Origin of the sequence: Brevundimonas sp. (assembly GCF_029946145.1) — a bacterium.
Taxonomy (GTDB): domain Bacteria; phylum Pseudomonadota; class Alphaproteobacteria; order Caulobacterales; family Caulobacteraceae; genus Brevundimonas.
The window spans coordinates 37,390-62,495 of sequence record NZ_JAQSDY010000007.1 but is presented as its reverse complement, the minus strand read 5'-3'; the positions used below and the strand labels follow the sequence as shown (position 1 = coordinate 62,495).

Genomic DNA, 25,106 nt, shown 5'->3' with positions numbered 1-25,106 from the left:
CCACTAGCCACTAGCCACTAGCCACTAGCCACTAGCCACTAGCCACTAGCCACTCGTCTACGGATGCAGCGTCTCCCCGTGCTGCGTGTAGTCCAGACCTTCGATCTCGGACTCCTTGTCGACGCGCAGGCCGACGGTGAATTTGCAGATCATCAGGATGAGGAAGGTGCCGATGCCGCTCCAGGCGATGACGGCGACCAGGCCGATCGCCTGGTTGAGCAGATTGGCGTTGGCGGCGGCGGGGTTGATGGCGGCGGTGGCGAGGACGCCGGTCAGGAGGGCGCCGACGATGCCGCCGACGCCGTGGACGCCGAAGGCGTCGAGGCTGTCGTCGTATTTGAAGGCGCGCTTGAGCCAGACGGCGCCGGCGTAGCAGGCCGGGCCGGCGAGAATGCCGATGATGAAGGCGCCCTTGGGATCGACCAGACCGGCGGCGGGGGTAATCCCCACCAGGCCCGCGACGATGCCCGACAGCAGGCCCAGCAGGGTCGGGCGTTTGTGATCGATCCACTCGACGGCGGTCCAGCCGATGGCGGCGGCGGCGGCGGCGAGGATGGTGTTGAGGGCGGCGACGGCGGCGATGCCGTCGGCGGCCCAGGCCGAGCCGGCGTTGAAGCCCAGCCAGCCGACGAACAGCAGGCCCGTGCCTATGGCCGTGAAGGCCAGATTATGCGGGGCCATATTGTCTCGTCCATGGCCGTGACGCGGCCCGAGGACGAGGGCGGCGACCAAGCCGGCGATCCCGGCGTTGACGTGAACCACGGCGCCGCCGGCGAAGTCGAGCACGCCCAGCGAGCCCATCCAGCCGCCGCCCCAGACCTGATGGCAGATCGGCACATAGACCAGCAGGTGCCAGAGGAAGAAGAACAGGATCGAGGCGGAGAATTTGATCCGCTCGGCGAAGGCGCCGGCGATCAGGGCCGGGGTGATGATGGCGAAGGTCAGCTGATAGGCGATCCACAGGAATTCGGGCAGGCCGGGGGCGAGGCTATGCGCCGTGGCGGGCGTGACGCCGTTGAGGAAGGCGGCCTGCAGGCCGCCGATGAAGCCGTTGGTCGCCGGGCCGCTGGAGCCGAAGGACAGGCTGTAGCCGACGACGAACCACAGCACGGTGACGATGGCCAGGGCGGCGGTGGAATGGGCGATGGTGGCGATGACGTTCTTGCGCCGCACCATGCCGCCGTAGAACAGGGCCAGCCCCGGCAGGGTCATCAGCAGGACCAGGGCGGTCGAGGTCAGGATCCAGGCCGAGGCGGCCTCGTTCAGGACCAGCGGGGCCTGGTGCGCCAGAAGCGCGGGTTCCGGCGCGGCGGCGAGGGCCGGCGCCGCGGAGAAAGCGACGGCGAGGACGGCGAGGAGGAGGCGGGCGGTCATGCGCGGGTCCGGTCCGGAAGGTCAGAATGGCGCGGCCCGAACCGCGTTCGACGCCGCGGATACGGATAGGAGGCTATTGCAGCGCACAAGGCAAATCATTTCGTGTGCGGTGCAATATGCATCGGTAGCGCTGCGTTCCGGCGGGTCTGGAGGGGGTTCATGGGCACGAACTGACCGGTGCGTGTTGCACCTGCGATACTCATTACAGAGTTGCAATGATTCACATATTGCGCGCGGGGGCTGTCCGGGTGTCACTTCCTTCCGGCCATTCGCCGCCGTCACAATTCCAGGGGGATACATCATGCGCAACGCCCGCCGTCTCGCCTTGCTTGGAGGGGTCGCCACGACCCTGCTGATCGCCACGGCGGCCCATGCCGGGAGCGTCGCCACGCCTCCGCCGGCCGTCGCCCCGCCAGCTGTCCAGGAACGTCTGGCCCCCCTGCCGGACGTGGACATCCCGTTCACAAAATTCGTTCTCAACAACGGCCTGACCCTGATCGTCCACGAGGACCGCAAGGCTCCGATCGTGGCGGTCAACATCTGGTACGGCGTCGGCTCCAAGAACGAGCCCGAGGGCCGGTCGGGCTTCGCCCACCTGTTCGAACACCTGATGTTCAACGGGTCCGAGAACTACAACACCGACTTCTTCAAGGGCACAGAACTGCTGGGCGCCACGGACCAGAACGGCACCACCAACACCGACCGCACCAACTATTTCCAGAACGTACCGACTTCGGCGCTGGACGCCCTGCTCTGGCTCGAGAGCGACCGGATGGGCCATTTGCTGGGCGCCATCGACCAGGCGCGCCTCGATGAGCAGCGCGGCGTGGTGCAGAATGAAAAGCGCCAGGGCGAGAACCAGCCCTATGGCCGCGTCTTCAACGCCATCACGGCCGCGACCTGGCCCGACGAGCACCCCTATGGCCACACCGTCATCGGCTCGATGGACGACCTGAACGCGGCCGACCTTCCGACCGTGCAGCAGTGGTTCCGCGACTACTATGGCGCGGCCAACGCCGTGATCGTGCTGGCCGGGGACATCACGCCGGAACAGGCGCGCGAGAAGGTCGAGCGCTATTTCGGCGACATCCCCTCGGGCCCACCGGTGACCCAGCCGCGCCGCATGGTCGTTCCGATGGTCGGGGCCCAGCGCGAGGTCATGTATGACCGCGTCGGCCAGCCGCGTCTCTACAAGGTCTGGAACGTCACCCCGTCGGGCGAGGCCGATACCGACTATCTGGGCATGCTGGGCAGCGTTCTGGCGTCGGGCCGGTCGTCGCGTCTCTACAAGCGGCTGGTCATCGACGACCAGCTGGCCACGGCCGTTTCGGCGGGCGCGGGCGGACGCCAGATCGCGGGCCAGTTCATCGTCACGGCCACGGCCAAGGCCGGCGGCGACCTGAACCGCATCGAGGCCATCGTCGACGAGGAGATGGCGCGCCTGCTGCGCGACGGGCCGACCGCCGAGGAGCTGGAGCGGGTGCGCACCCAGACGGCGGCCGGTTATATCCGGGGGCTGGAGCGGATCGGCGGCTTCGGCGGCAAGTCCGACCTGCTGGCGCAATCCCAGGTCTTCTTCGACGATCCGGCGGCGTGGCGGACCAGCTATCAGCGGGTCGTGGACGCCCGCCCGAACAATCTGACCGAGGCGGGCCGCCGCTGGCTGACCGACGGCAGCTATTCGCTGGAGGTGCTGCCCTTCCCCGACTATTCGGTCGCGGCGGGCGTGGACCGTTCCGCCGGCGTGCCGGCGGTCGGGCCGGCGCCCGAGGCGGTGTTCCCGACCATCGAACGGGCCCAGCTGTCCAATGGGATGAAGGTCATGTTCGTGCGGCGCGAAAGCGTGCCGACCGTCAGCATGAACCTGATCCTCGACGCCGGCGCCGTGGTCGACGCCGACGACAAGGCTGGCCTGGCCCAGCTGACGCCCCAGGTCATGACCAACGGCACCGACGATCTGACGGCGATCGAGATCAGCGACCGCCTGCAACTGTTGGGCGCGACCCTGGGCGCCGGTTCGGGGACGAACTCGACCAGCGTGACGATGACGGCCCTGTCGGCCCGCCTCGATCCCTCGCTGGACCTGTACGCCGATGTGATCCGGAACCCGACCTTCCGGCCGGAGGATTTCCAGCGCACGCGGACCCTGCAGATCGCCGGCATTCAGCAGTCGAACCGCAATCCCGGCGCGATCGCCTCGCGGGTCCTGAGCCGCGAGATGTACGGCCCGGCCAGCCCCTATGGCCGCCCGGGTTCGGGCACGGAACAGACGGTCGCGACCCTGACGCCGGCCGACGTCGAGGCCTGGCACGAGACCTGGTTCCGGCCCGACAATGCGACCCTGGTCGTCGTCGGCGACACCACCTTGGCCGAGCTGACGCCGAAGCTGGAGCGGGCTTTCGCCGGATGGCGGGCTCCATCGACGCCCATGCCGGCCCGACCGGGTCCCGCCGACGCGCCCGAGCCGTCAGGCCAGCCGCGCATCCTGATCGTGGACCGCGCCGGTCCGCAGTCGACCATCGTGGCCGGCCGCATCGCACCGGCTTTCGATCCCGTCACCGAGGCGTCGATCGACACGATGAACACCGCCTTGGGCGGCGCCTTCACCAGCCGGATCAACATGAACCTGCGCGAGGACAAGGGCTGGTCCTATGGCGCCGGCGGCGGCGTGCCCTTCGGTCGCGGCGACCGGATCTATTCGGTCAGCGCCGGGGTGCAGTCCGACAAGACGGCCGAGAGCCTGGCCGAGCTGCGCCGCGAACTGACCGAGGTCGTGGGCTCGCGCCCGCTGACCGATGCGGAAATCCAGGCGGCCCGGGCCAATATGGTCCAGGGGCTGGCGGGCAACTGGGAAACCAATGCGGCCATCGTCGGCGAACTGCAGAACATGGTCGTCTGGGGCGTGCCTGAAAACTATTACGACACCTACGCCGGAACGGTCGGGTCGATGACCGCGGCCCAGGCCGCCGTGGCGGCGCAGGCCGTGGTCGGATCCGGGCCTACGACCTGGGTGGTGGTCGGCGATCGGGCGTCGATCGAACCGAAGATCCGGGCGCTGGGGTTTGCCGACGTGCAGGTGGTCGATATCCACGGCCGTCCGGTCCAGTAGGGACTGGTCACCGGGTTACGGGAAGGGCGGGGCCGGCGACGGCCTCGCCCTTTTCGCGTCTCAGACCCGATAGAAGTCGCGGTACCAGTCGACGAAACGCTTCACACCCACGTCGATGGCAGTCGATGGAGCGTAGCCGAGGGCTTCGCGGGTCTCGGACACGTCGGCCTCGGTGCGGGTCACGTCGCCGTCCTGGACCGGCATCAGGTTGAGCTCGGCCTTGCGGCCCAGCGCGTCCTCAAGCACCTGGATGTAGCGCATCAGCGGCTCGCGCCGGCCGGCCCCGAGGTTCAGCACGCGCCACGGGGCGACGCCGGATGTGGACGGGTCAGGCCTTTCGGCCTTCCATTCAGGATCGACGGCGGCGGGATGGTCCAGAGCAGCGACGACGCCGTCGACGATGTCGTCGATGAAGGTGAAGTCCCGCTCCATCTCGCCGTGGCCGTAGACGTCGATCGGGCGTCCCTCGAGGATCGCCTTGGTGAATTTGAACAGCGCCATGTCCGGGCGACCCCACGGTCCGTAGACGGTGAAGAAGCGCAGGCCCGTCGAGGGAAAGCCGAACAGATGGGAATAGGAATGCGCCATCGCCTCATTGGCGATCTTGGTCGCGGCATAGACGGTCAGCGGATGGGCGACCCCCTGTTTGACCGAGAAGGGCAGGGCGCCGTTGGCCCCGAAGGCGGAGCTGGTCGAGGCGAAGACCAGATGCTCGGCCTTCACCGCCCGGGCGCCTTCCAGCACGGTGAGGAAGCCGACGACGTTCGAATCGACATAGGTCTCGGGCGCTTCAAGGCTGTAGCGCACGCCGGCCTGGGCCCCGAGATGGACGATGCGGCGCGGCGCCTCCAGGGCGAACAGGGCGGCCATGCCGGGGCGGTCGGCGAGGTCCAGCGTGTGATGGCGATAACCGGGCTGGGTCAGCAGCCGCTCGAGCCGCGCCTGTTTCAGCGCCGGGTCGTAGTAGTTGTTCAGATTGTCGAGGCCGATCACCGTCTCGCCGCGCGCCAGCAGGCGGTTTGCGACATGGAAGCCGATGAAGCCGGCGGAGCCGGTGACGAGAACGGGGCCGCGTGCGGTCATGCCGCTTCGTTAGCCCCGCCCGTCGTCGCGCGCCAGCGTCAGCGCGCGTACCTGTCTTCCACCGGGGCATAGCGGTCCCACACCGCGCGGTCGGCGAGGGAGCGCAGCAGCTTGATGTATTCGGCGTGGGTCCAGGCCAGGGGGGTGGCGGAGTTGGTGCCCTGGCCGGGCTGGTAGCCGTGCGGCGTGGCGTCGCCGACGCCGTCCCAGACCTGTTCCGGCAGCAGCAGGCCGTCGTTGGCGAAGGACTCCATGCCGGCGACGTATGTCCGGCGGATGGCGTCGAAGGTGGCGGCGGGCGCGCGATCGGCGGAGGCGCGGGCGATCTCATAGTGGCCGCGCTCGCCGGTGAAGATCGGCCAGACCCGGCCGCGCTGGCCCGGCGTCATGCCGCCGACGCCGTAATTCCCGCCGGTATCGGTGTTCTCGCCATAGCCGTCATTGCCGTAGCGGCGGAAGCCGGGGACGCCGTTCAGGTCGTAGCGGACGCGGAAGCGGGCCTCGCGCTGCTGGTCGTCATATTCGGGCAGGCTGGCGGTGATCGAGGGGGCGTCGGCGGCGCGCACGCCGTAGCGGACCAGTTCGAGGAAGCCGCCGTCGATGATGCGGTCCTCGGGCATGGCGGGCTGGCCGTTGTTCTCGCCCAGCGGCAGCTTGTCGTTCGGGTTTTCGTTGCGGCTGAGGCGCAGGAAGTAGCGGCCGTCGCCGTATTCGCCGGCGGTGGTGAACATCCGCGCCTCGACCTTTGACGCATAGTCGTCGGCGGCCGCGAGATAGCGGGCGGCGGAGGCCGGATCGCCCGAGGCGCGGGCGATGTCGGCGGCCACGGTCAGGCCGGTGATGACGGCGGCGGTGGTGGAGGGGGAATAGCCCTCCTGCTCCTCCCAGCGCTCCTGCTGGGTCCAGGGCGGCGTGATCTGGCGGTCGTTCCACAGGAGGCCGGCCTTGCCGCCGTCCACCAGGAAGTCGGCGGCGGGTTTGATCATCCGCACGTACATGGCCGCCAGTTCGGCGTCCCCGATGCGGCCGGCCTTCCACAGCTTCCAGCCCAGCATGATGGGCATGGCGGTCTGGTCGAGCTGGACCCCGACCCATTCGATCCGGCCGTCGACGTGGGTCTTCTGCAGGAACCAGCCGGTGGCGCCAGTATTGCCGGGGGTGTCGGCGCGGACCTGGACCTGGGGCAGGTAGCGGAAGGCGGCGACCGGCGTCTCGGCGTCGCCCAGGGCCATCAGGGCCATGGCCACCTGATAGAAGTCGCGCGGCCAGACGGCCTTGTAGCCGGTCGAGGATTCCGTGGCGTCGACGGTGTCGCCCCACGGGTTGGACAGGGAGGCGATCAGGGCGCCGGCGTGGGTGCGGTCCTCCTGCACCTTGAGCATCAGCGCCGAGGCGTACGCCAGCTTGCCGCCGTCGGTGGACTGTTCGGCGATCCGGGGCAGGTCGGTGAGGGAGGCGACGTAGTCTTCCCAGCCAATGCGGTCGCCTTCGCCGTTGAAGCGGGCGAGGACCTCGTCGAGGCCGGTCGCCACGGTCCGGTTCGCGGCGCTGCTTGCGGCCGTCCGGGTTGAGCCGAAGCCGATGACGAAGTCGCGGCTCAACGACTGGTTCGGCCCCAGCCGCGGCAAGCCGCCCGTCAACATGATGTTGCCCGGCTGGTTGCCGTTGGTGTCATGGACCTGGTCCAGGCGACCGTCGGCCAGATCGGTCAGGCCGTCAGACGCGCCGACGAAGCCGACGCTGGCGGTATCGAATGGCAAGGTCGGCCGGAGCGTCAGATGGACATCGCCTTCCAAGGCGTACAGCGCGCCGCGCTGGGCCTCGCCTGAATCACCGACGCCGGTATTGGCCATGTGCGGTTCGAGCAGGACATACGGGGTGACGTCGCACTTCAGGGCCCGGATCGTTGCGCGGACGACCAGCGACTGATTGTCCGGGTCCGTGAAGATCCGCTTCTCGATCTCGTACCGGCCCTGCTTGTCAGTGGTGATCACCCGGTAGGCCGGCGACAGCGGCCGGCCCTGTTCGTCCGTATGCAGATATTCCGTGCGGCTGGTGGTGTCCGTTCCCTCGACCGACAGGCCGGTTTCGGTGACGACGGCGAAGCGCAGCTGCTTGATCTGGGCCTCGTGGATCAGGCCGTACATGGTCTCGGTCAGGACGCCGTCGGCGATGGAGAACCAGACACGGCTGACGTCGCCGGTGCGGCCGCCGTCGCGGTACTGGCCGTCGACATAGGCCTCGTACGAGGCCCCCACGCCCGTCTTGGCGGCGTTGACCCAGGTGGGTTTGTCGCCCGGCGCGCCGGGGGCGACGGAGGAGACGACCGGCGCCGGCGTGTCCGCGACCGGAGCGGCGTCAAGGGTGGCGCAGCCGGCGAGGGCGGCGAGGGCGACGCCGGATGCGAGGCGGGTGATCATGCGCATGGGGGGCTCATCAGGCAGGGGGAAGCAGGAAGGTCAGGGGAACGTCGAGGCGCTGGTTCCACGACGCCTCGTTGTGTTCGGCGCCGGGGAAGACGAGGCTGCGGAAGCGGTCGGGGCCCCAGCCGGCGGCGCGGATCGTCTGGTCGATGCGCGACTGGAAGACGGCGTAGAAGGCGTCCAGGGTTTCGTCGCCGCGGTCGAAATAGAGGCGGTGGTTGCGGGGGTCGGGCAGGCCGTCGCGGACGACGCGGGTCCAGGCCGAGACCAGCCGTTCGCGCCAGGGGGCCAGCGCCGCCTCGTCGGTGATCCGGTCGATGCGGATGGGCCAGTGGGTCGAGACGCAGCCGGCCGCGCCGAAGACGCCGGGGTGTTTCATCAGGGCGTAGAGCGAGATCAGCCCGCCCATGCTGGAGCCCATGACGACGGTGTCGTCGCGGCGCGGGCGGGTGCGCCAGGTCCGGTCGATGAAGGGCTTCAGCTCCTCGACCATGAAGCGCAGATAGGCGTCGGACAGGGGCTCGCCGCCATAGACGGCCTGGATGTCGGCGCGCATGTCGTCGGGCAGGGCGCGGATCAGGTCGGCGGGGACGTATTCGCGCAGGCGCAGGGGCGTGTTGTGGATGCCGACGACGATGGGCGCGCGGATCTGGCCGCTGGCGGACAGGCGGGCGGCGTGCTCGTCGACGCCCCATTCCTTGCCGTAGCCGGCGCGCGAGCCGTCGAACAGGTTCTGGCCGTCGTGCATGTAGAGGACGGGGTAGCGGGCCTCCGAGGCGTCGTAGCCGGGCGGCAGCCAGACGGTGACGTCGCGCGGCTGGACGTGGGCCGAGGCCATCTGCCGATAGTCGACGAGGCGGCCTTCGGCGGGGGTGTCGGCGCGGGCAGGGGCGGCACGGGCAGCCAGCGGCAGCAGGGCGAGGCCGGTCAGGGCGGTGCGGCGATCCAGCCTCATGCCGGTCTGGCCTTCGGATCGGCGACCCCCAGGCTGAAGGCGGCGGCGATCAGGAAGCTGACGCCGCCGAGGACCAGGGCCCAGATCGGCTGGCCGTCGAACAGGCCGTTCAGCACGGCCCCGAGGATGGTGGCGGCGACCAGCTGGGGCACGACGATGAAGATGTTGAAGACGCCCATGTAGAGGCCCATTTTCCGGCCCGGGATGGCGTTGGCGAGAATGGCGTAGGGCAGGGAGACGATCGAGGCCCAGGCGAAGCCGACGCCGATCATGGGGATCCACAGCAGGGCCGGGTCGCGGATCAGGAAGAGGCCGAAGAAGCCGGCGGCGCCCAGCGTCAGATTGATCGCATGCGCGCCCCTCACCCCTGTGCGGTGGGCGATCGCGGGGATGAGGAAGGCGGCGAGGGCGGCGACGCCGTTGTAGACGCCCATCAGGACGCCGACCCAGTTGGCCCCCTCGCCATAACCGACCGAGGTCGGGTCGGGCGAGGCGTAGTGCACGGCGGTGACGGCGGGGGTCATGTAGATCCACATCGAGAACAGGGCGAACCAGCTGAAGAACTGGACCACGGCGAGGCCTTGCAGGGTCTTCGGCATGGCGAAGATGTCGCCCATGATGTCGGTCAGGGCGTTGGAGCGGCCGGCGGCGGCGAGCGCCCCGACGGCCATCTGCATGAGGCCGAAGGCGACGATGAACCCGGCGAGGACGTAGAGCTCCTTCTGCAGGTCAAGGGCGCCGACCGCGCCGACGCCAAGCGAGCCGGCGAGGGCCCACATCAGGCCGCCCGTGTACCATGCCGTCTGTGAGCGGGCGGCGGCGGGAGCGTGGTCCGCGTCACGTCCGGCCTCGAAGGCGTCGATCTGTTCGGGGCTGTATTCGCGGGTGGTGAAGACGGTCCACAGCACGGCGGCCAGCAGGGCGGCGGCCCCGACGTAGAAGGATATGCGCACCGCCATCGGCACCACGCCCTCGGGCGCGGTGGAGGCGACGTCGAACCACTCGGTCAGGATCCACGGCAGGCAGGAGGCGAAGACCGCGCCGGCGCCGATGAAGAAGCTCTGCATCGCATAGCCGGTGGTGCGCTGTTCCTCGGGCAGGTTGTCGGCGACGAAGGCGCGGAACGGCTCCATGGTGATGTTGATCGAGGCGTCCATGATCCACAGCATCGACGCGGCCATCCAGAGCCAGGGCGAGTGCGGCATGACGACGAGGGCCAGGGTGGTCAGGATCGCTCCGACAAGGAAGTACGGTCGCCGACGACCCAGCCGGGTCCAGGTCCGGTCGCTGAAATAGCCGACGATGGGCTGGATCAGCAGGCCGGTCAGGGGCGCGGCGATCCACAGGATGGCGAGGCTGTCGACCTCGGCGCCGAGGGTCTGGAAGATGCGGCTGGTGTTGGCGTTCTGCAGGCCGAAGCCGATCTGGATGCCGAAGAAGCCGACGCACATGTTCCAGATCGACCAGCCACTGAGGCGGGGGCGGACGGACGGAGACGGCGGCGCGTCGGTCATGCGCGGCGGCCCCGGCCGAGCGGCACGAAGCGGATGGCCTGGCCGCCGCCGGGGGCGAGGCGCAGGCTGAGGGTGTCGGCGGCGGTGACCTCGCGTTGCTCGATGACGATCGCCTCGCGGTTGGTCTTCCAGTGGGCGTCGGGGGCGTCGCGGTAGATCTCGGCGCGGTAGCGGCGGCCCGGGTCGAGGAAGGACAGCGGCGCGTCGAGCACACGCGGATGTTCGTCGGTGATGGCGCCGAGGAACCATTCGTCCGAGTTGCGGTCCTTGCGGACGGTGGTGACGTAGTCGCCGATCTCGCCGTTGAGGATGCGGGTCTCGGCCCAGTCGACCGCGACGTCCTTGATGAACTGGAACGGGCCGGGGTTGGCCTCGTAGTTCTCCAGCAGGTCGGCGGCCATCTGGATGGGGCTGTAGATGGTCACATACAGGGCCAGTTGCTTGGCCCAGGTGGTGGCGATTCCGTCGGGGCTGCGGGTCTCCATGCCGAAGACGCCAGGGGTGTAGTCCATGGGGCCGGCGAGCAGGCGGGTGAAGACCAGGTTGGCCTCATGCTCGGGCGGATTTCCGGGCTGGCCCCAGGCGCTGAACTCCATGCCGCGCGCGCCCTCGCGGGAGATCATGTTGGGATACGTCCGGCGCAGGCCTGTGTCCTTGAACGGTTCGTGGGCGTTGACGGCGACCTGGTATTTGGCGGCGGTTTCGACGACGCGCAGGTGATGCTGCGCCATCGGCTGGCTCTCATGCCAGGCCAGGCGGGGCTGGCCGTCGGGACCGCGCACCCGGGCGCCGGCGGCGTCGGCGACATAGCCGGTCTTGACCGAATGCCAGCCGAACCGCTGCATCTGGGCGAAGGCGGCGTCCAGTTGCTGCTCGTAGTGGAAGGCGTTGCCACCGGTTTCGTGGTGGCCGATGATCTCGACGCCCTTCGACCGGGCATGGGCGGCGACGCGTTCGATGTCGAAATCCGGGTAGCTCCGGGTGAAGCTGTAATTCCAGCCCGTGCCGAACCATTCGCCGTCCCAGCCGACGTTCCAGCCCTCGATCAGCACGCCGCCGAAGCCGTGCTCGGCGGCGAAGTCGATGTGTTTGATGGCGTTTTCGGTGGTGGCTCCGTGCTTCGGACCCGAGTTCCAGGTCTTCAGGTCGAGGTGCATCTCCCACCAGATGCCGACGTATTTCATCGGCTTGAACCAGCTGACGTCGCCCAGCGCATTGGCCTCGTTGAGGTTCAGGATGAGGCTGGATTCGACCAGGTCGCCGGCGCGGTCGGCGATCTGCAGGGTGCGCCACGGGGTGGTGAAGGGCGTGGTCAGCTCGACCGCCGCATTGGTCAGGCCGGGGGTCAGGAAGGCCTTGAACCGCCCGCCCTCGACGCGGCGCAGGTTCATGCCGGAATAGTCGACCAGGGCGGCCTCATGGATGGAGACGTGCAGGCCGTCGTCGGTGCGGACGGTCAGGGGCGTCTGGGCCACGCCGACCGACTCGATGCGGGTGCGGTTGTAGAGATATTCCTCGCGATTCCATTCGAAGGCGGGGATCCACCAGGCCGTTCCGGAGTCGGCAACGGCGAACTCGGTCAGTTCGTCGCCGATGTTGACGGTCTTCAGATTGGGCTGGTCAGGGAATTCGTAGCGGAAGCCGAGGCCGTCGTCATAGAGGCGGAAGACGACATCGATGCGCCGCTCAAGGCCCCCTTTCTCGGTCAGGTGGACGCGCAGCCGGGTGTAGCGGTTGCGGATGAAACGGCGCTCGCCCCACGGCTGCTCCCAGGTATCGTCGTGCGAGGTCGGGGCGTCGGCGGTGACGGCGAAATTGCGCTCCAGCTTGGCCGCGTCGGTCAGCAGGAAGCCGAGGCGGGACGGGGCGATGACCGGGCGGCCGAGACGGCTGACGCTGTATTCGGCGCGGCCCTCGCCGGTGACGGTCACCGAGACGGACAGGACGCCCTCGGGCGAGGTCGCGCCGACTACGGCGGCGGTCTCCTGCGCCCTGGCGGCGGCGGGCAGGGACGCCAGCGCGGCGGTGGTCGAGATCAGAAAGCGGCGGGTCAGCATGCGGGGGCGCTCCACGTAACGGCACTTGCCAAGCGCGGCCGTAACAGCGCAGAACAAGCAAGGTTTGCAGCAAAATTTGCAGACATGATATCGACCGGAGTCCGCGCTTGAGCCGCCGCAACACCCGTCTGGAAGACCTGGCCACATTGGCGGGCGTGTCGATCTCCACGGCGTCGCGGGCGCTGAACGACAGTCCGGCCGTCAACGCCCGCACCAAACAGCTGATCTGGAAGCTGGCGCGCGAGCACGACTATCCGTTCCGCCGCTACATGCCCGCCGGGCCGATCGGCGCCGACGGCGTGATCGCCCTGGTCACACCCCGTCCGCAGGGCCGCGAGGGCCGGCTGAGCGACCCCTTCTTCCTCGAGCTTCTGGCCGGCGTCGGCGAGGCGGCGCGCGAACGCGGCTGCGACGTGATCATGAGCCATTTTTCGCCGACCAGTTACGACGATCTGTCGGCGGCGATGAACACCAGCCGGGCCGACGGGGTGATCTTCCTGGGCCAGAGCACCCTGCATCAGAGCCTGAACCGTCTGGCCGAGACCGAGGGCCGGTTCGTGGTCTGGGGCGCCCAGATGCCGGACCAGGCCTATTGCTCGGTCGGGTCGGACAATCTGGCCGGCGGTCGGCGCGCGACGCTGCATCTGGCCCGGCTGGGACGCAAGCGCATCGTCTTTCTGGGCGATCTCGAACCGCCCGAAGCCATGCAGCGTCATCGCGGATATCTGGAAGCCCTGGCCAAATCGGGCATCGAGGTCGATCCCGACCTGATCATGGAGGCCCATTTCGAGGTCGAGTCTGCAGAGGCCTCGGTCGACAGCCTGATCCGGCGCGGGGTGAAGTTCGACGGCGTCGTTTGCGCCTCGGACCAGATCGCCCTGGGCGCGGTGCGGGCCCTGCTGCACGCCGGACTGCGGGTGCCCGAGGACGTGTCTGTCATCGGTTTCGATAATGTGCCGTTCAGCCGCTACGCGCGCCCGGCCCTGTCGACCATCGCCCAGGACACGATGAAGGCGGGCCGCCTGCTGGTGTCCAAACTGCTCGACAACCCCGGCGACTCGGTCGGCCGGTCGGAGCGGATCCCCACCGATCTGATCGTGCGCGAGAGTTGCGGCGGCTGAGGTCATCCGGCCGCCAGAACCAGACCGGCCATCGGCGGCAGCACGCCCGATTGTGACGGGTCGAGATTGACCGCCTCCAGCACCTGATGCCCCTCAGGCAGGGTCCAGGCGACGGGCGTGTGGCCGAGGTTGAAGACGCAGACCAGACGTTCGCCGTCGTGGACGCGCTCGAACGCCAGCAGGTCGTCGTTGCGGTCCGCCAACGTCATCTCGCCCAGCACGAGAGCCGGATGCGCCTTGCGGAAAGCGACCAGACGGCGCGTGGCGTGCAGCATGGATGACGGGTCGCGCTCCTGCCGGTCGACGGACAGGGCGATGTGGCGCGGATCGACGGGCAGCCAGGGCTCGACGGTCGAGAAGCCCGCCTGGGGCAGATGCTCCGCCCACGGAATGGGGGTGCGGGCGCCGTCGCGGCCGAGCGTCTGGGGCCAGTTGGCGATGGCCTCCGGGTCGGCCAGCCGGTCGAACGGAACCTCGGCCTGGGGCAGGGCCAGCTCCTCGCCCTGATAGATGAAGACATTGCCGCGCAGGGTCATCAGCAGCAGCATAGCCATCTCGGCGAAGGCCCTGGGATCCCGCCCCTCGGCCCAGCGCGAGATGGCGCGCGGGGCGTCGTGGTTCGAGAAGGTCCATGACGGCCAACCCTGACCGTCGCGGCCGTGCCATGCCTCGGCCCCTTCACGCACCAGCGCCGCGCCCAGCGCGGGGGCGTAAAGGTAGAGGAAGCCGTAGGCGCTGTTCAGATGGTCGTCGCCCTGGGTGAAGGCCTCCATCTCGCGTTCGGCGTGGTCGCCGCCGACCTCGGCCACGCTGAATCGGCCGCCGTAGCTGTCGGTCAGGGCGCGGACGCGGGCGAGGAAGTCGACGATGCCGGGCTGGGACTGGTTGTGCACCTTGTCCTGGAAGTCGAACGGCCGGGTCCGCTTGCCGCCCGGCGGCAGGGGCGGATTGTCGGTCAGCTTCGGGTCGTGCATCGAGAAATTGATGGCGTCGAAGCGGAAGCCGTCGACGCCGCGATCCAGCCAGAAGCGGGCGGCGTCCAGCAGGGCGTCCTGGACGTCGGGATTGTGCAGGTTCAGCTGCGGCTGCTCCGGCAGGAAATTGTGCATGTAGTACTGGCCGCGCCGGGCGTCCCAGGTCCAGGCCGGGCCGCCGAACACCGACTGCCAGTTGGACGGCGGCGAGCCGTCGGCCCTGGCGTCCGCCCAGACGAACCAGTCGGCCTTCGGATTGATGCGCGACTGGCGGCTTTCCTCGAACCAGACGTGCTTGTCGGAGGTGTGGGCGAAGACCAGATCGGTGATGATCTTCAGGCCCAGTTCGTGGGCCCTCGCGATCAGGCGGTCGAAGTCGGCCAGCGAGCCGAAGATCGGATCCACGTCGCAATAGTCGGCGACGTCATAGCCGAAATCCTTCATCGGCGAGGTGAAGAAAGGGCTCAGCCAGATCCCGTCCACGCCCAGCGAGGCGATGTGTTCCAGATGCGCGGCGACGCCGGCCAGATCGCCGACGCCGTCGCCGTTGGTGTCGGCGAAACTGCGCGGATAGACCTGATAGATGACGGCGCCGCGCCACCATTCGGCGGCGTCGGTCCGGGCGGCGGGGTGTTCGAGAATCTGTGCGGTCACGCTGGTCTTTCGGATACGCAGACAAGATAGCCCAGGGCGGGCACGGAGACAGAGACGGCGCCCGGAGCGGCGCTGCGGGCGGGGCAGGCGCCGATCAGGGCGCGCCATTCGGCGGACCCGACCTCGACCGCGACGTTGACGTCGCGCGCCTCGGTTGAGGTGTTGAACACCACCAGGGTCTCGCCGTCATCATCGAGACGCGAGATGGCGAGGACGCCCGGCGCCTGGTCGGCGGTGCGGACCACGACGCGGCCGCGGCGCAGGCGGACGTCGGCGGCGCGGGCCGCGCTCATTGCGGCGATGCGGCGGTACATGTCGGCGTTCGTGTCGAACGGGCCGGCGGCGGATCCTATGCGGCGGTCGTCGGCGTAGGACGGGACGCGGGTCTGGAACATGTCCTGACGCGAACGGCGGTCGTCGCCGTCGCCGGTGAAGCCCTGCTCGTCGCCGTAGTAGATGACCGGCACGCCGCGGCCCAGCAGCACCAGAGCATGGGCGAGGGTCGAGCGGTCCAGCAGTTCAGCGTCCGAAATGTCGGGCTTCGCGGTCAGGATCAGATGGCCGATCCGGCCCATGTCGTGGTTGCCGGTGAAGGTCGGCAGACGCAGCGCCGTCCCGGCCCCGCCGGCGTAGATGGCGTCCTCCATCAGCAGATAGCCCATGGCGTCGGGGTTTCCGGTGCCCGTCACCATGTTCTGGACGGCGCGCTGATAGGCGAAGTCCAGCACCGTCGGCAGGCCGTCGACCACGGTGTGCATGGCGGCCGTGCCGGACTGGAAATCGTAGGTCTCGCCGAAGATGTGGAAGTTGGGGATGCCCTTCGCCCGGGCCCGCTCGAGGATGGCGGGGACGAAGGCCCGCCAGAACTCGGGGTTCACATGCCGGGCCGTGTCGATGCGGTAGCCGTCGATTCCGTAGTCGTCGATCCAGTCGCCGTAGACGTCGATGAAGCCCTGGACCACGCGCGGATGCTCGGTGAACACGTCGTCGAGGCCGGAGAAGTCGCCGTCCATGCGGGCTTCGCTGTACCAGGCGCTGTTGCCCCGGTTGTGATAGAGGTCGACGTCGTTGAGCCAGGCCGGGACCTTGACCGTCTCCTCTCCGGCCGGGACGTAGGGCGTGTACGCATAGTCGGGGCGGGTCAGGGTCGAGAAGTCGCCGCCCGGCGCGCCCGTGAAGCCGGGGTTGATCGCCTCGCCCTGAAGGCCGCCGCGACGCTGGTACGGATAGTCGCCCTTCCAGCGGTAGCCGCAGTCGTTGGCCGGGCACTCCCGGTAACGAATGACGTCGGCGGTGTGGTTGATGACGATGTCGAGATAGACCTTCATCCCCCGCGCATGGGCGGCCTCGACCAGGGCGCGGAAGTCGTCGTTGGTCCCGAAGTGGGGGTCGATACGGGTGAAGTCGGTGATCCAGTAGCCGTGATAGGCCGCGCTTTCCTGGCCCGGGGGGCCCTGCACCGGCTTGTTGACGAAGGGCGGCGCGATCCACAGGGCGGTGGCGCCCATGCCCTGGATGTAGTCCAGCCGCGCGGTCAGGCCCTTCAGGTCGCCGCCGTGGTAGAAGCCGGGATCGGTCGGGTCGTAGCCGGTGGCCAGTCGGTCGCCGCCGGCGCCGCCGCGGTCGTTGGCGGGGTCGCCGTTCTCGAACCGGTCGGGCAGCAGGAAATAGATCACCTCGTCTTCCGCCGGACGCTGGCGCAGCGCCTCCAGACCGGCGGGCGCGGACTGGGCCCAGGCGACCGGGACGGCGCAGACGGCCATGCCGGCCAGCAGGGCGGCGACCCCGGTCTGAATCCGTCGGGCGCGATTCCGTCGGGCAGGATGTCCCGTCATGGTCTGGCGTTCCTCAGTGTCCGCGGACGGCGTGGCCCGCTGGATCAGTTTGCAAGATTTTGCAGTGCTGGAAGCGTCTGTCAATCCGTCCAGTCATCCCGTCGAAAATACGGCGCTGCAAGGCCAAATCCCCTTGTGCAGTGCAGTATGTGCCGTGGGGCCGTCACATTTCGGCCACGCTGACGGTTCGCCGCAAGATTAACGACTTGCAACGTTCCCATAAGTTTGCATAACTTTGCGGTGACAGTCCGGACGCTTCGCCAGAAATGCGCCGGCCCCAGGGAGAGAATGATGAGAACTCAAGCCACCCGACGCGCGCGTCTGCTTGCCGGAGCCGCCATCGGCCTTGTCGGCGTCATGGCCCTCACCGGCGCGGCGGCCGCGCAGACGGCCCCGCAGGACCCCGAGGCGACCGAGATCGACGAAGTCATCGTCACCGGCATCCGCGCCTCGGTCGAGGCCTCGATCTCGGCCAAGGCCAACAACACCTCGATCGTCGAGGTCATCTCGGCCGAGGACATCGGCAAGCTGCCGGACGTCTCCATCGCCGAATCCCTGGCCCGTCTGCCGGGCGTGACCTCGCAGCGTCTCGACGGCCGCAGCCAGTTGATCTCCATCCGGGGCCTCGGCCCGGACTTCACCACGGCGCTGCTGAACGGCCGCGAGCTGGTCACCACCGGCGACAACCGCGGTGTCGAGTTCGACCAGTTCCCGTCTGAACTGCTGGGCAGCGTGGTCGTGTACAAGACCCCCGACGCGCGGCTGGTCGGCCAGGGCCTGGCCGGCACCGTCGATCTTCGCACCGTCCGCCCGCTGGCCTACGGCCGCCAGGCGATCGCGCTGAACTATCGCCATGAGTGGAACGAGATCGGCGCCCTGAACTCGGGCACGACCGACAGCGGCGACCGCTATACCCTCTCCTATATCGACCAGTTCGCGGACGACACGATCGGCGTCGCTCTCGGCTACGCCCATATGTCGTCGCCCTACCAGTCCGAGCGGTTCAACGCCTGGGGCTACCCGACCTATAGCGACGGCAATCTGCTGACGGGCGGCGTCAAACCCTATGTCATGTCGTCGGAGCTGGAGCGCGACGGCTATATGGGCGTGCTGGAATGGCGGCCGAACGATCGCTTCCACACCACCATCGACGCCTTCTATTCCGAGTTCCAGAACACCCAGGTTCTGCGCGGCATCGAATTCCCGCTGGCCTGGGGCGGTTCGGCCGAAGCGGCGCCGGGGGCCTGCGCCGCCGGCGGCAACGTCCAGAGCGCGGTCTGCCGTCCCGGCCCGTCATTGCGCCCCGGCTACACGGTCGAAGACGGTCTGATCGTCGCCGGCACGTGGGACAACATCAAGGGCGTGGTCCGCAACGACCTGAACCAGCGCGAGAGCACGATCACGGCGATCGGCTGGAACACCGAGTTCGTCGCCAATGACGAATGGACCCTGGGTCTCGACCTCAACTATTCGAAGGTCGAGCGCAACGACATCATCCTGGAGACCAACGCCGGCACGGGCCGCAATATCAACGGCGCTCTCGACACCCTCGGCTTCGAGCTGACCGACGACGGCGTCACCCGTTTCAGCAGCCAGCTGAACTATGCGGACCCGACCCTCATCCGCATCACCAGCGCGCAGGGCTGGGGCGGCGACGTCGTTCCGGGCGGGCAGGTCGGCTATATGAACACGCCGGTCGTCACCGACGAGATCAAGGCGGTGCGTCTGAACGCGACGCGGACTGTCCATGACGCGCCGTTCAAATCGGTGGAGTTCGGCGTCAATCTTTCGGAACGCGAGAAGGGCTTCGTCAACGACCAGTTCTACATCGGCGTCCCTGGCGGCGGCGACCTGTTCGTGCCGGCCGGCCTGCTTCTGGCGCCGACCGACCTGGGTTACCTCGGCATTTCGCAGGTGCTGAGCTACGACGCCCTTGGCCTGGTCAACAGCGGCGCGCTGGACCTGATCCGCAACCCGAACGCGGATGTCATCTCGGGCAACTGGGAGGTGACGGAAAAGGTCTCCACCGCCTACGCCATCGCCAATATCGACCACAATCTGTTCGGCCTGCCTCTGACGGGCAATGTCGGCATCCAGCTGGTCTACACCGATCAGAGCTCGGACGGTTTCTCGGCCCGCCAGGTCGGCCCCGGCGTTTCGGAGACGGTCGCGGTGTCGGGCGGCGACAACTACCTGGAAATCCTGCCCAGCTCGAACTTCATCCTCGAAGTCCGCGACGACACCTTTATCCGTTTCGCGCTGGCCCGCACGCTTGCGCGTCCGCGGATGGACGACATGCGTGCGTCGCGGAACTATTCGTTCAACGTCGCCAACAACATTCCGACGGCCCAGCCGGACGTCAATTCTCCCTGGAGCGCGTCGAGCGGCAATCCGCAACTGCGGCCCTACATCGCCGACGTGGTGGACCTCTCGCTCGAGAAATATTTCGCCGACCGCCGCGGCTATGTCTCGCTGGCCGGCTTCTACAAGCATCTCGAGACCTTCGTTTACACCCACAACCAGATTGTCGACTTCACCGGCTATCCGACCGGCGGGGTGACGCCGGTCATCAATCAGGGGCTGTCGTCCGCTCCGGATAACGGCGAGGGCGGCTGGATCCAGGGGGTCGAGTTCGCGGTCTCCGCCCCGCTCGACATCTTCCACCCCGTCCTGGAAGGGTTCGGCTTCATGTTCAGCACCTCGGCGACGGACAGCGAAATCCAGCCCGACCCGACCCAGGCCCCCACGGCCCTGCCGGGGCTGTCGGAAACGGTGGTCAACGGCACGCTCTACTACGAGCGCGCCGGCTTCCAGGCCCGCGTGTCCAGCCGTTACCGCTCGGCCTTCCTCGGCGAAGTCGCCGGTTTCGGAAACGGCCGCACCCTGCGGTCGGTCGCCGCCGAGAACGTCATCGATGCGCAGATCGGCTATGAGTTCCGGTCCGGGCGGCTCGAAGGCCTGTCGATCCTGGCCCAGGCCAACAACCTGACGGACGAGCCGTTCAAGACCTTCGAGAACGGCGACGAGCGCCGGACCATCGACTACCAGCGCTACGGCCGGACCTTCTCGGTCGGGATCAACTACCGCTACTGACCGGCCCGATCGGTCGGGAAGGGGCCGCCGCGGGGAACCGGGGCGGCCTTTTCGCTTTCAGGCGCCCTGCGGCCACTTTTGGTTACGACGTCCTCAAAGCACTGGACGGGGCCGCCCACGGATGAAACCAGAGAAGCAACGGCCGCGCGTGGGGACGACGCGGTGACCCGGGGAGCGAAATGACCGACACCCAAACCTCGACCGTTCACAAGACCGGCGCCGCCTTCGCCTATGTGACGACCCTGTTCTTCGCCTGGGGCTTCGCCACCTCGCTGATCGATCCGTTGATCGCGGCGGTGAAGGGCGTGTTCGATCTGAACTATACCGAGGCGCTGCTGACCCAGTTCGCCTGGTTCACCGCCTATGGCGTCGTGTCCTTGCCGGCCGCGGCCGTGCTGGCCCGGCTGGGCTATGCGCGCTCGATCGTGGGCGCCCTGGCCGTCATGGTGCTGGGGGCGCTGATCGTGCCGCTGTCGACGATGGCGGACTTCTATCCTGGCGTGCTGGTGGCGCTGTTCGTCATCGCCGCCGGCGTGACCCTGCTGCAGGTCGCGGCCAATCCTCTGGCGGCGTCGCTGGGCGCGGCGAAGAGTTCGCACTTCCGCCTCGTCCTGTCCCAGGCTTTCAACTCCCTCGGCACGGTGGTCGGGCCCCTGCTGGGCGCAACGGTGATGCTGTCAGGCGGCATCTTCGCCGTCGGCGGCGTCAGCGCGCTGGCGTCTCCGACCGCCCTGATCCTGATCCTGCTGGGCGTCGGCTTCGGCCTCGTCGCCGGCTTCCTGATCGGCAAGCTTCGGCGAGACGTGAAAGGTTGGCTGGCCATTGGCGCGGCCGCAGGTCTCGTGGTCGGCTGGGTGATCTTCCTGCAGAGCTATATCGGCGCCATGGGGGCCTTCGTGGCGCCGACGGCGCCCGCGACCGCCGCCGCCGCCGAAGCGGCCGCGCCGGCGGTCATGGACGACACGGCCCGCGACGCGACGCTGCGCAACATCGACAGCATCTTCATCGGTCTGGCCGTCTTCTTCGCCATCCTCGGGGCCTTCATCTGGAGCGTGCGCGGCAAGCTGACAGCGGCCAGCGCCAACGCCTCGGCCGAGACGCCGGGCTCGCCCCTGCGGGCGTTGAAGTCGAAATGGGCGATCTTTGGCGCCGTGGCGATCTTCGTCTACGTCGGCTCGGAGGTGACCATCGGCAGCCTGATGACCAACCTGCTGCACTCGGAAGGCGCCCTGGGCCTGCCGATCCACGACGCCGGCCGGCTGGTCGCCCTGTACTGGGCAGGGGCGTTGATGGGCCGGTTCGCCGGCAGCGCCTTCCTGACGCGCGTGCCGGCGGGAATTCTGCTCGCCATCTGCACGGCCTGCGCGGCCGTCCTGTGCCTGATCGTGGCGCAGACGGGCGGGGTCACCGCGGCCTTCGCGGCCCTGGCCGTGGGACTGTTCAACTCGATCATGTTCCCGGCCATTTTCACGCTGACGCTGGAACGGTCCTCGGCCCCGGCCTCGGCCACCTCGGGCCTGCTGTGCATGGCCATCATCGGTGGCGCGGTCCTGCCCCTGATCGGAGGCCGGGTCGCGGACGCCGGCAATCTGAACGCGGCCTTCCTCATACCGATGGCCGGCTACGTCGTCCTGACCGTCTTCGCGATCGCGGCGGCGCGGACGCATGCCGTCGGGTCCGACGTGGTGGCGGCGCCCGCGTCGCACTAGGACCAGGCGCGACACGGCAGGGCCGCCGGCGCATCGTCGGCGGCTCTTGCGCGTTGGGGTCCCGGTCTCCCAGGATGGGGCGGGGCCGCGGAGAGCTGCATGATCGGAATGATGAGACGCGCCGGACTGCTGGGACTGGCGCTGGCGCTGAGCGCGGCCCCGGCCTGGGCGGCGGTGACCCTGACCTTCTACGCTCACCCGGGCGCGCGCATCCGGGGGGGAGAACTGCTGTTCCCCCACGCCTACGTCCACGCCTCGGGATCGCTGGACGACACCGGCGACGCGGTCGACTGGGCGGCGGGCTTCACGGCCCGGTTTCCCGGCCCCCACCTGCTGCTCGCGACCGGCCCCGGCGTCGTCGCCACGCCCGAGGCCCGCTATGTGGGGGAGGGCAGGCCCTATCTGCGGATGACGGTCAGCGACGCCGTCTATCGCTCGGTCCGCGCCCGCGCCGACTGGTGGCACGGGCCGGAGGGATCGCTGTACGACCTGCGGCGACGCAACTGCATCAGCTTCATCGCCGATCTGGCGCGGGTCGCCGGCCTGCAGACGGCCCGGGAGCCGTCGATGAAGCCGGGCACGTTCCTGGAGGCGACGGCGACCCTGAATCCCGCCGCGGCGTGGCGCGAGTCTCCGCCGGGCGACGGCGCGCCGCCCATGCCCGTGCCCACGCCGTTGCCGGAGCAGGCGTCCGCCCCACTTGCCGTCGACTGACCCACGACGCAGGCGGCCCGGGGGTTCGCGATTTGTTTACCTGGGCCAAAGCCATTGTAGCCATTGCCTAAACGGCGATCCGGGCTCTAGGGTCGAGGTGGGGCTTGGTCGGGTAATTATATGCGCAGCCGATTTGCAGTGGGACTGGTGTCCCGGGCCCTCTTCCTCGCCGCGATCCTGACGCCGCTCGCCGCCTGTGGCGGGGGTGGTGGCGGCGGCGGTGGCGGGGGTGGGGGTGGAATTGTCACCCCGCCGCCCCCTCCGCCTCCTCCTCCTCCTCCTCCCCCACCGCCTCCTCCGCCGCCCGCGCCGCCCCCCTCGGCGAGCTCGGCCGAATATCTGCGCAACTATGGCGTGGCCAACATCAGGGCGATCAACGCCTGGAACGCCGGGGCGACGGGCGCCGGCATCAACGTCGGGGTCATCGATTCCGGCATCCATTTCGCGCAGCCGGACCTCGCCGGACGCATTTCGTCGGCCTCGGTCGACGTTGTGCCCGGCCGGTCCACACCCGACGGGCCGGACAACCACGGCACCTTCGTGTCCGGCGTCATCGCCGCGGGCTTCAACGGGTTCGGCACCATCGGCGTCGCCTATGAATCGACCATCGTGTCGATCCGCACCGACGTCGACGACTGCACGGATCCGGCCGACGACGTCTGCTTCAAGTCCTCCGATCTGGTCCGCGCCATCGACTATGCAATCGCCGCCAATGTGAAGGTCGTGAACATGTCCCTGGGCGGCGATTCGCCCCTGGGCGGCGCGTTCGAGGCGGCGCTGCTGCGCGGGGTCAACGCTGGCCTGGTCTTCGCCATCTCGTCCGGCAACGAGGCCGGCGCCGATCCGGAGTGGCCGGGCCGTTACGCCGTCGATCCACGCTTCGCCGGCGCCATCATCGTGGTGGGCGCGCACAACAGCGCCAACCTCATGGCGGACTTCTCGAACCGGGCCGGGGTCGCGGCGGCGAACTACATCAGCGGCCCGGGGGTCGATATCATCACCGGTTGCGACGGGACCATCTGCTATCGCGTCAGCGGCACATCGTTCTCCTCGCCCGCCGTGGCGGGGGCGCTGGCCCTGCTGCTGCAGGCCTTCCCCAATCTGACGGGGCGCGAGGCGGTGCAGATCCTGCTGACCACCGCGCGCGAGGCGGGCGACCCCGGTGTCGACGGCGTCTATGGCCGCGGCCTGCTGGACCTCACCCAGGCCTTCCAGCCGGTCGGTTCGACCCAGGTCAGCACCCGCGGCGGCCAGACGGTGTCGGTCACCACCGACCGGTTCGCCTACACAGGCGGCGCGTTCGGCGACGCCCTCAGGAACGCCCGGGGCGGACTGGATACGGTGGGCCACGACGACTTCAACCGCCTGTTCCGGGTCGATCTGGCCGACAGCTACGGCCCGGCGCCGCGCGGCGTGGCGAACATGCTGCCCCAGGCGCCGCGTCAGCAGGCGCGCCTGATGGCAGAAGGTCCGCTGGGCTCGACCCTGACGCTGACGACCACCGCGGCCCTGGAAGACAGCGCCCAGGACCTGCTGGCCACGACCAACGTCATCACGCCCTGGCTGGATGAGCGCCGGCGCGAGGACATGACGGTGGAATTCTCGGCAGGGCGCGGCGCGGTCGCCTTCTGGCAGGGTCGCAACGGCGCGCGCTCGCCCTTCGAACTTGGCGCGGCCGACAATTTCGCCTCCCTGGCCCAGGTCGACCGGGCCTGGCTGGGCGCTGTGCGGGTGGGGGCCGTGACCCTGACGGCCGATACGGGCGTCGGCGACCGCGCCATGCCCTTCCAGGCGCGGGAGGAAGACGTTTCCAGCTATGCGCGCTTCGTCGCCGACTGGGAGACGTCGTCGACCAGCCGTCTGCGGTTCGCCGTCGGCGGCCTGGACGAGAAGATGGGGCCGCTGGGCTCGTATGCACCGCTCGACTCCGGCTTCGCCCTGCCCAGCACGACGACCTTCGGCTCGGTCGGCGGCCAGTTCGCCCTGCGATCCAATCTGTTCCTGAACGCCGAAATGGGCTGGGCCCGCACGGACCTGACCGGCCGGTTCCTGACCCTGTCCGAGACGGCGCTGAGCTCGACCTGGGCGCTGGGTCTGACGACCTTCTGCAAACAGCTGGGCTTTGCCTGCGAGACCCTGACCTGGGCGATCTCGCAGCCGTTGCGAACCGAAAGCGGCGTGTTCAGCGCGTATCTGGCCGACTCTCCGGCCGGGTATTTTGACGAGCTGACCTTCTCGGAGCGAACCTTCTCGGCGACGCCCAGCGGGCGTCAGATCGACATGTCGCTGGGCAGCGTCCACCGGTTCGGCGACGGGTCGGCGCTGAGCCTGCGCGGCATGGTCACGCGGGACGATCAGAACGTGCGGGCGTCGCCGACGACCTTCACCCTGATGGGAAGCTGGGGGAAGACGTTCTAGGCCGCGCGCCAGCGGGCCCGGGCACGTTTGCCGCCGGCCGTTCCCGCGTCTATGGCTCCTGAAAACGAGGGGC

Annotated in this window: 14 protein-coding genes; 6 read left to right on the top strand and 8 right to left on the bottom strand. The window is 68.8% G+C overall.

Annotated elements, in window-relative coordinates:
• Positions 1-57: 57 nt before the first annotated feature.
• Entirely contained in the window at positions 58-1,374 is a 1,317-nt protein-coding gene (locus PSV23_RS02005) for an ammonium transporter (protein ID WP_300465838.1), read from the bottom strand.
• Positions 1,375-1,675: 301 nt separating this feature from the next.
• Here PSV23_RS02005 and PSV23_RS02000 point away from each other — a divergent pair, with 301 nt between their 5' ends.
• Positions 1,676-4,483, top strand: coding sequence for a pitrilysin family protein (locus PSV23_RS02000; protein WP_300465837.1), 2,808 nt, complete (start codon positions 1,676-1,678; stop codon positions 4,481-4,483).
• Positions 4,484-4,543: 60 nt separating this feature from the next.
• Here PSV23_RS02000 and PSV23_RS01995 read toward each other — a convergent pair whose 3' ends face one another.
• The 5 genes from PSV23_RS01995 to PSV23_RS01975 are packed head-to-tail and all read right to left on the bottom strand — an operon-like array spanning position 4,544 to position 12,515.
• Positions 4,544-5,566 (bottom strand): NAD-dependent epimerase/dehydratase family protein, encoded by a 1,023-nt coding sequence (locus PSV23_RS01995; protein ID WP_300465836.1) that lies wholly within the window; start codon positions 5,564-5,566, stop codon positions 4,544-4,546.
• 38 nt (positions 5,567-5,604) lie between these two features.
• On the bottom strand, positions 5,605-7,992 hold the full coding sequence (locus PSV23_RS01990; protein ID WP_300465834.1) for a glucan 1,4-alpha-glucosidase: 2,388 nt from the start codon (positions 7,990-7,992) through the stop codon (positions 5,605-5,607).
• A gap of 10 nt (positions 7,993-8,002) precedes the next feature.
• Complete coding sequence (locus PSV23_RS01985; RefSeq protein WP_300465833.1) at positions 8,003-8,944, bottom strand: alpha/beta hydrolase; 942 nt, start codon at positions 8,942-8,944, stop codon at positions 8,003-8,005.
• Positions 8,941-10,458 (bottom strand): MFS transporter, encoded by a 1,518-nt coding sequence (locus PSV23_RS01980; protein WP_300465832.1) that lies wholly within the window; start codon positions 10,456-10,458, stop codon positions 8,941-8,943. Before PSV23_RS01980 ends, PSV23_RS01985 begins: the two co-directional genes overlap by 4 nt.
• Entirely contained in the window at positions 10,455-12,515 is a 2,061-nt protein-coding gene (locus PSV23_RS01975) for a glycoside hydrolase family 97 protein (RefSeq protein ID WP_300465831.1), read from the bottom strand. The genes PSV23_RS01980 and PSV23_RS01975 overlap by 4 nt, the downstream gene beginning before the upstream one ends.
• A gap of 107 nt (positions 12,516-12,622) precedes the next feature.
• On the opposite strand from PSV23_RS01975, the gene PSV23_RS01970 reads away from it, so the two are divergent.
• Positions 12,623-13,636: a LacI family DNA-binding transcriptional regulator gene (locus tag PSV23_RS01970; protein WP_300465830.1), complete on the top strand. Its 1,014-nt coding sequence runs from the start codon at positions 12,623-12,625 to the stop codon at positions 13,634-13,636.
• Positions 13,637-13,638: 2 nt separating this feature from the next.
• Here the strand turns inward: PSV23_RS01970 and PSV23_RS01965 are convergent, their stop codons facing one another.
• Together PSV23_RS01965 and PSV23_RS01960 are read right to left on the bottom strand one after the other, a co-directional pair.
• Positions 13,639-15,264: an alpha-amylase family glycosyl hydrolase gene (locus tag PSV23_RS01965; protein ID WP_300465829.1), complete on the bottom strand. Its 1,626-nt coding sequence runs from the start codon at positions 15,262-15,264 to the stop codon at positions 13,639-13,641.
• The gene (locus tag PSV23_RS01960; protein ID WP_300465828.1) at positions 15,261-17,099 is read right to left on the bottom strand and encodes an alpha-amylase family glycosyl hydrolase; all 1,839 of its coding nucleotides are present in this window, start codon (positions 17,097-17,099) and stop codon (positions 15,261-15,263) included. The genes PSV23_RS01965 and PSV23_RS01960 overlap by 4 nt, the downstream gene beginning before the upstream one ends.
• A gap of 291 nt (positions 17,100-17,390) precedes the next feature.
• Here PSV23_RS01960 and PSV23_RS01955 point away from each other — a divergent pair, with 291 nt between their 5' ends.
• The 4 genes from PSV23_RS01955 (at position 17,391) to PSV23_RS01940 (ending at position 25,033) form a co-directional block, all read left to right on the top strand.
• A complete protein-coding gene (locus PSV23_RS01955; RefSeq protein WP_300465827.1) occupies positions 17,391-20,192 on the top strand; it encodes a TonB-dependent receptor in 2,802 nt (933 codons plus the stop codon).
• A gap of 179 nt (positions 20,193-20,371) precedes the next feature.
• Positions 20,372-21,901 (top strand): glucose/galactose MFS transporter, encoded by a 1,530-nt coding sequence (locus tag PSV23_RS01950; protein WP_300465826.1) that lies wholly within the window; start codon positions 20,372-20,374, stop codon positions 21,899-21,901.
• A 111-nt stretch (positions 21,902-22,012) separates the two neighbouring features.
• Positions 22,013-22,615: a hypothetical protein gene (locus tag PSV23_RS01945; RefSeq protein WP_300465825.1), complete on the top strand. Its 603-nt coding sequence runs from the start codon at positions 22,013-22,015 to the stop codon at positions 22,613-22,615.
• Between the two features lie 120 nt (positions 22,616-22,735).
• Complete coding sequence (locus tag PSV23_RS01940) at positions 22,736-25,033, top strand: S8 family peptidase (RefSeq protein ID WP_300465824.1); 2,298 nt, start codon at positions 22,736-22,738, stop codon at positions 25,031-25,033.
• Positions 25,034-25,106 lie beyond the last annotated feature (73 nt).

What these genes read in the sequence shown, in the direction of transcription:
- PSV23_RS02005 (WP_300465838.1), bottom strand. Translation starts at nt 1,374, where the DNA reads ATGACCGCCCGCCTCCTCCTCGCCGTCCTCGCCGTCGCTTTCTCCGCG.
- PSV23_RS02000 (WP_300465837.1), top strand. Translation starts at nt 1,676, where the DNA reads ATGCGCAACGCCCGCCGTCTCGCCTTGCTTGGAGGGGTCGCCACGACC.
- PSV23_RS01995 (WP_300465836.1), bottom strand. Translation starts at nt 5,566, where the DNA reads ATGACCGCACGCGGCCCCGTTCTCGTCACCGGCTCCGCCGGCTTCATC.
- PSV23_RS01990 (WP_300465834.1), bottom strand. Translation starts at nt 7,992, where the DNA reads ATGCGCATGATCACCCGCCTCGCATCCGGCGTCGCCCTCGCCGCCCTC.
- PSV23_RS01985 (WP_300465833.1), bottom strand. Translation starts at nt 8,944, where the DNA reads ATGAGGCTGGATCGCCGCACCGCCCTGACCGGCCTCGCCCTGCTGCCG.
- PSV23_RS01980 (WP_300465832.1), bottom strand. Translation starts at nt 10,458, where the DNA reads ATGACCGACGCGCCGCCGTCTCCGTCCGTCCGCCCCCGCCTCAGTGGC.
- PSV23_RS01975 (WP_300465831.1), bottom strand. Translation starts at nt 12,515, where the DNA reads ATGCTGACCCGCCGCTTTCTGATCTCGACCACCGCCGCGCTGGCGTCC.
- PSV23_RS01960 (WP_300465828.1), bottom strand. Translation starts at nt 17,099, where the DNA reads ATGACGGGACATCCTGCCCGACGGAATCGCGCCCGACGGATTCAGACC.
- PSV23_RS01955 (WP_300465827.1), top strand. Translation starts at nt 17,391, where the DNA reads ATGAGAACTCAAGCCACCCGACGCGCGCGTCTGCTTGCCGGAGCCGCC.
- PSV23_RS01950 (WP_300465826.1), top strand. Translation starts at nt 20,372, where the DNA reads ATGACCGACACCCAAACCTCGACCGTTCACAAGACCGGCGCCGCCTTC.
- PSV23_RS01945 (WP_300465825.1), top strand. Translation starts at nt 22,013, where the DNA reads ATGAGACGCGCCGGACTGCTGGGACTGGCGCTGGCGCTGAGCGCGGCC.
- PSV23_RS01940 (WP_300465824.1), top strand. Translation starts at nt 22,736, where the DNA reads ATGCGCAGCCGATTTGCAGTGGGACTGGTGTCCCGGGCCCTCTTCCTC.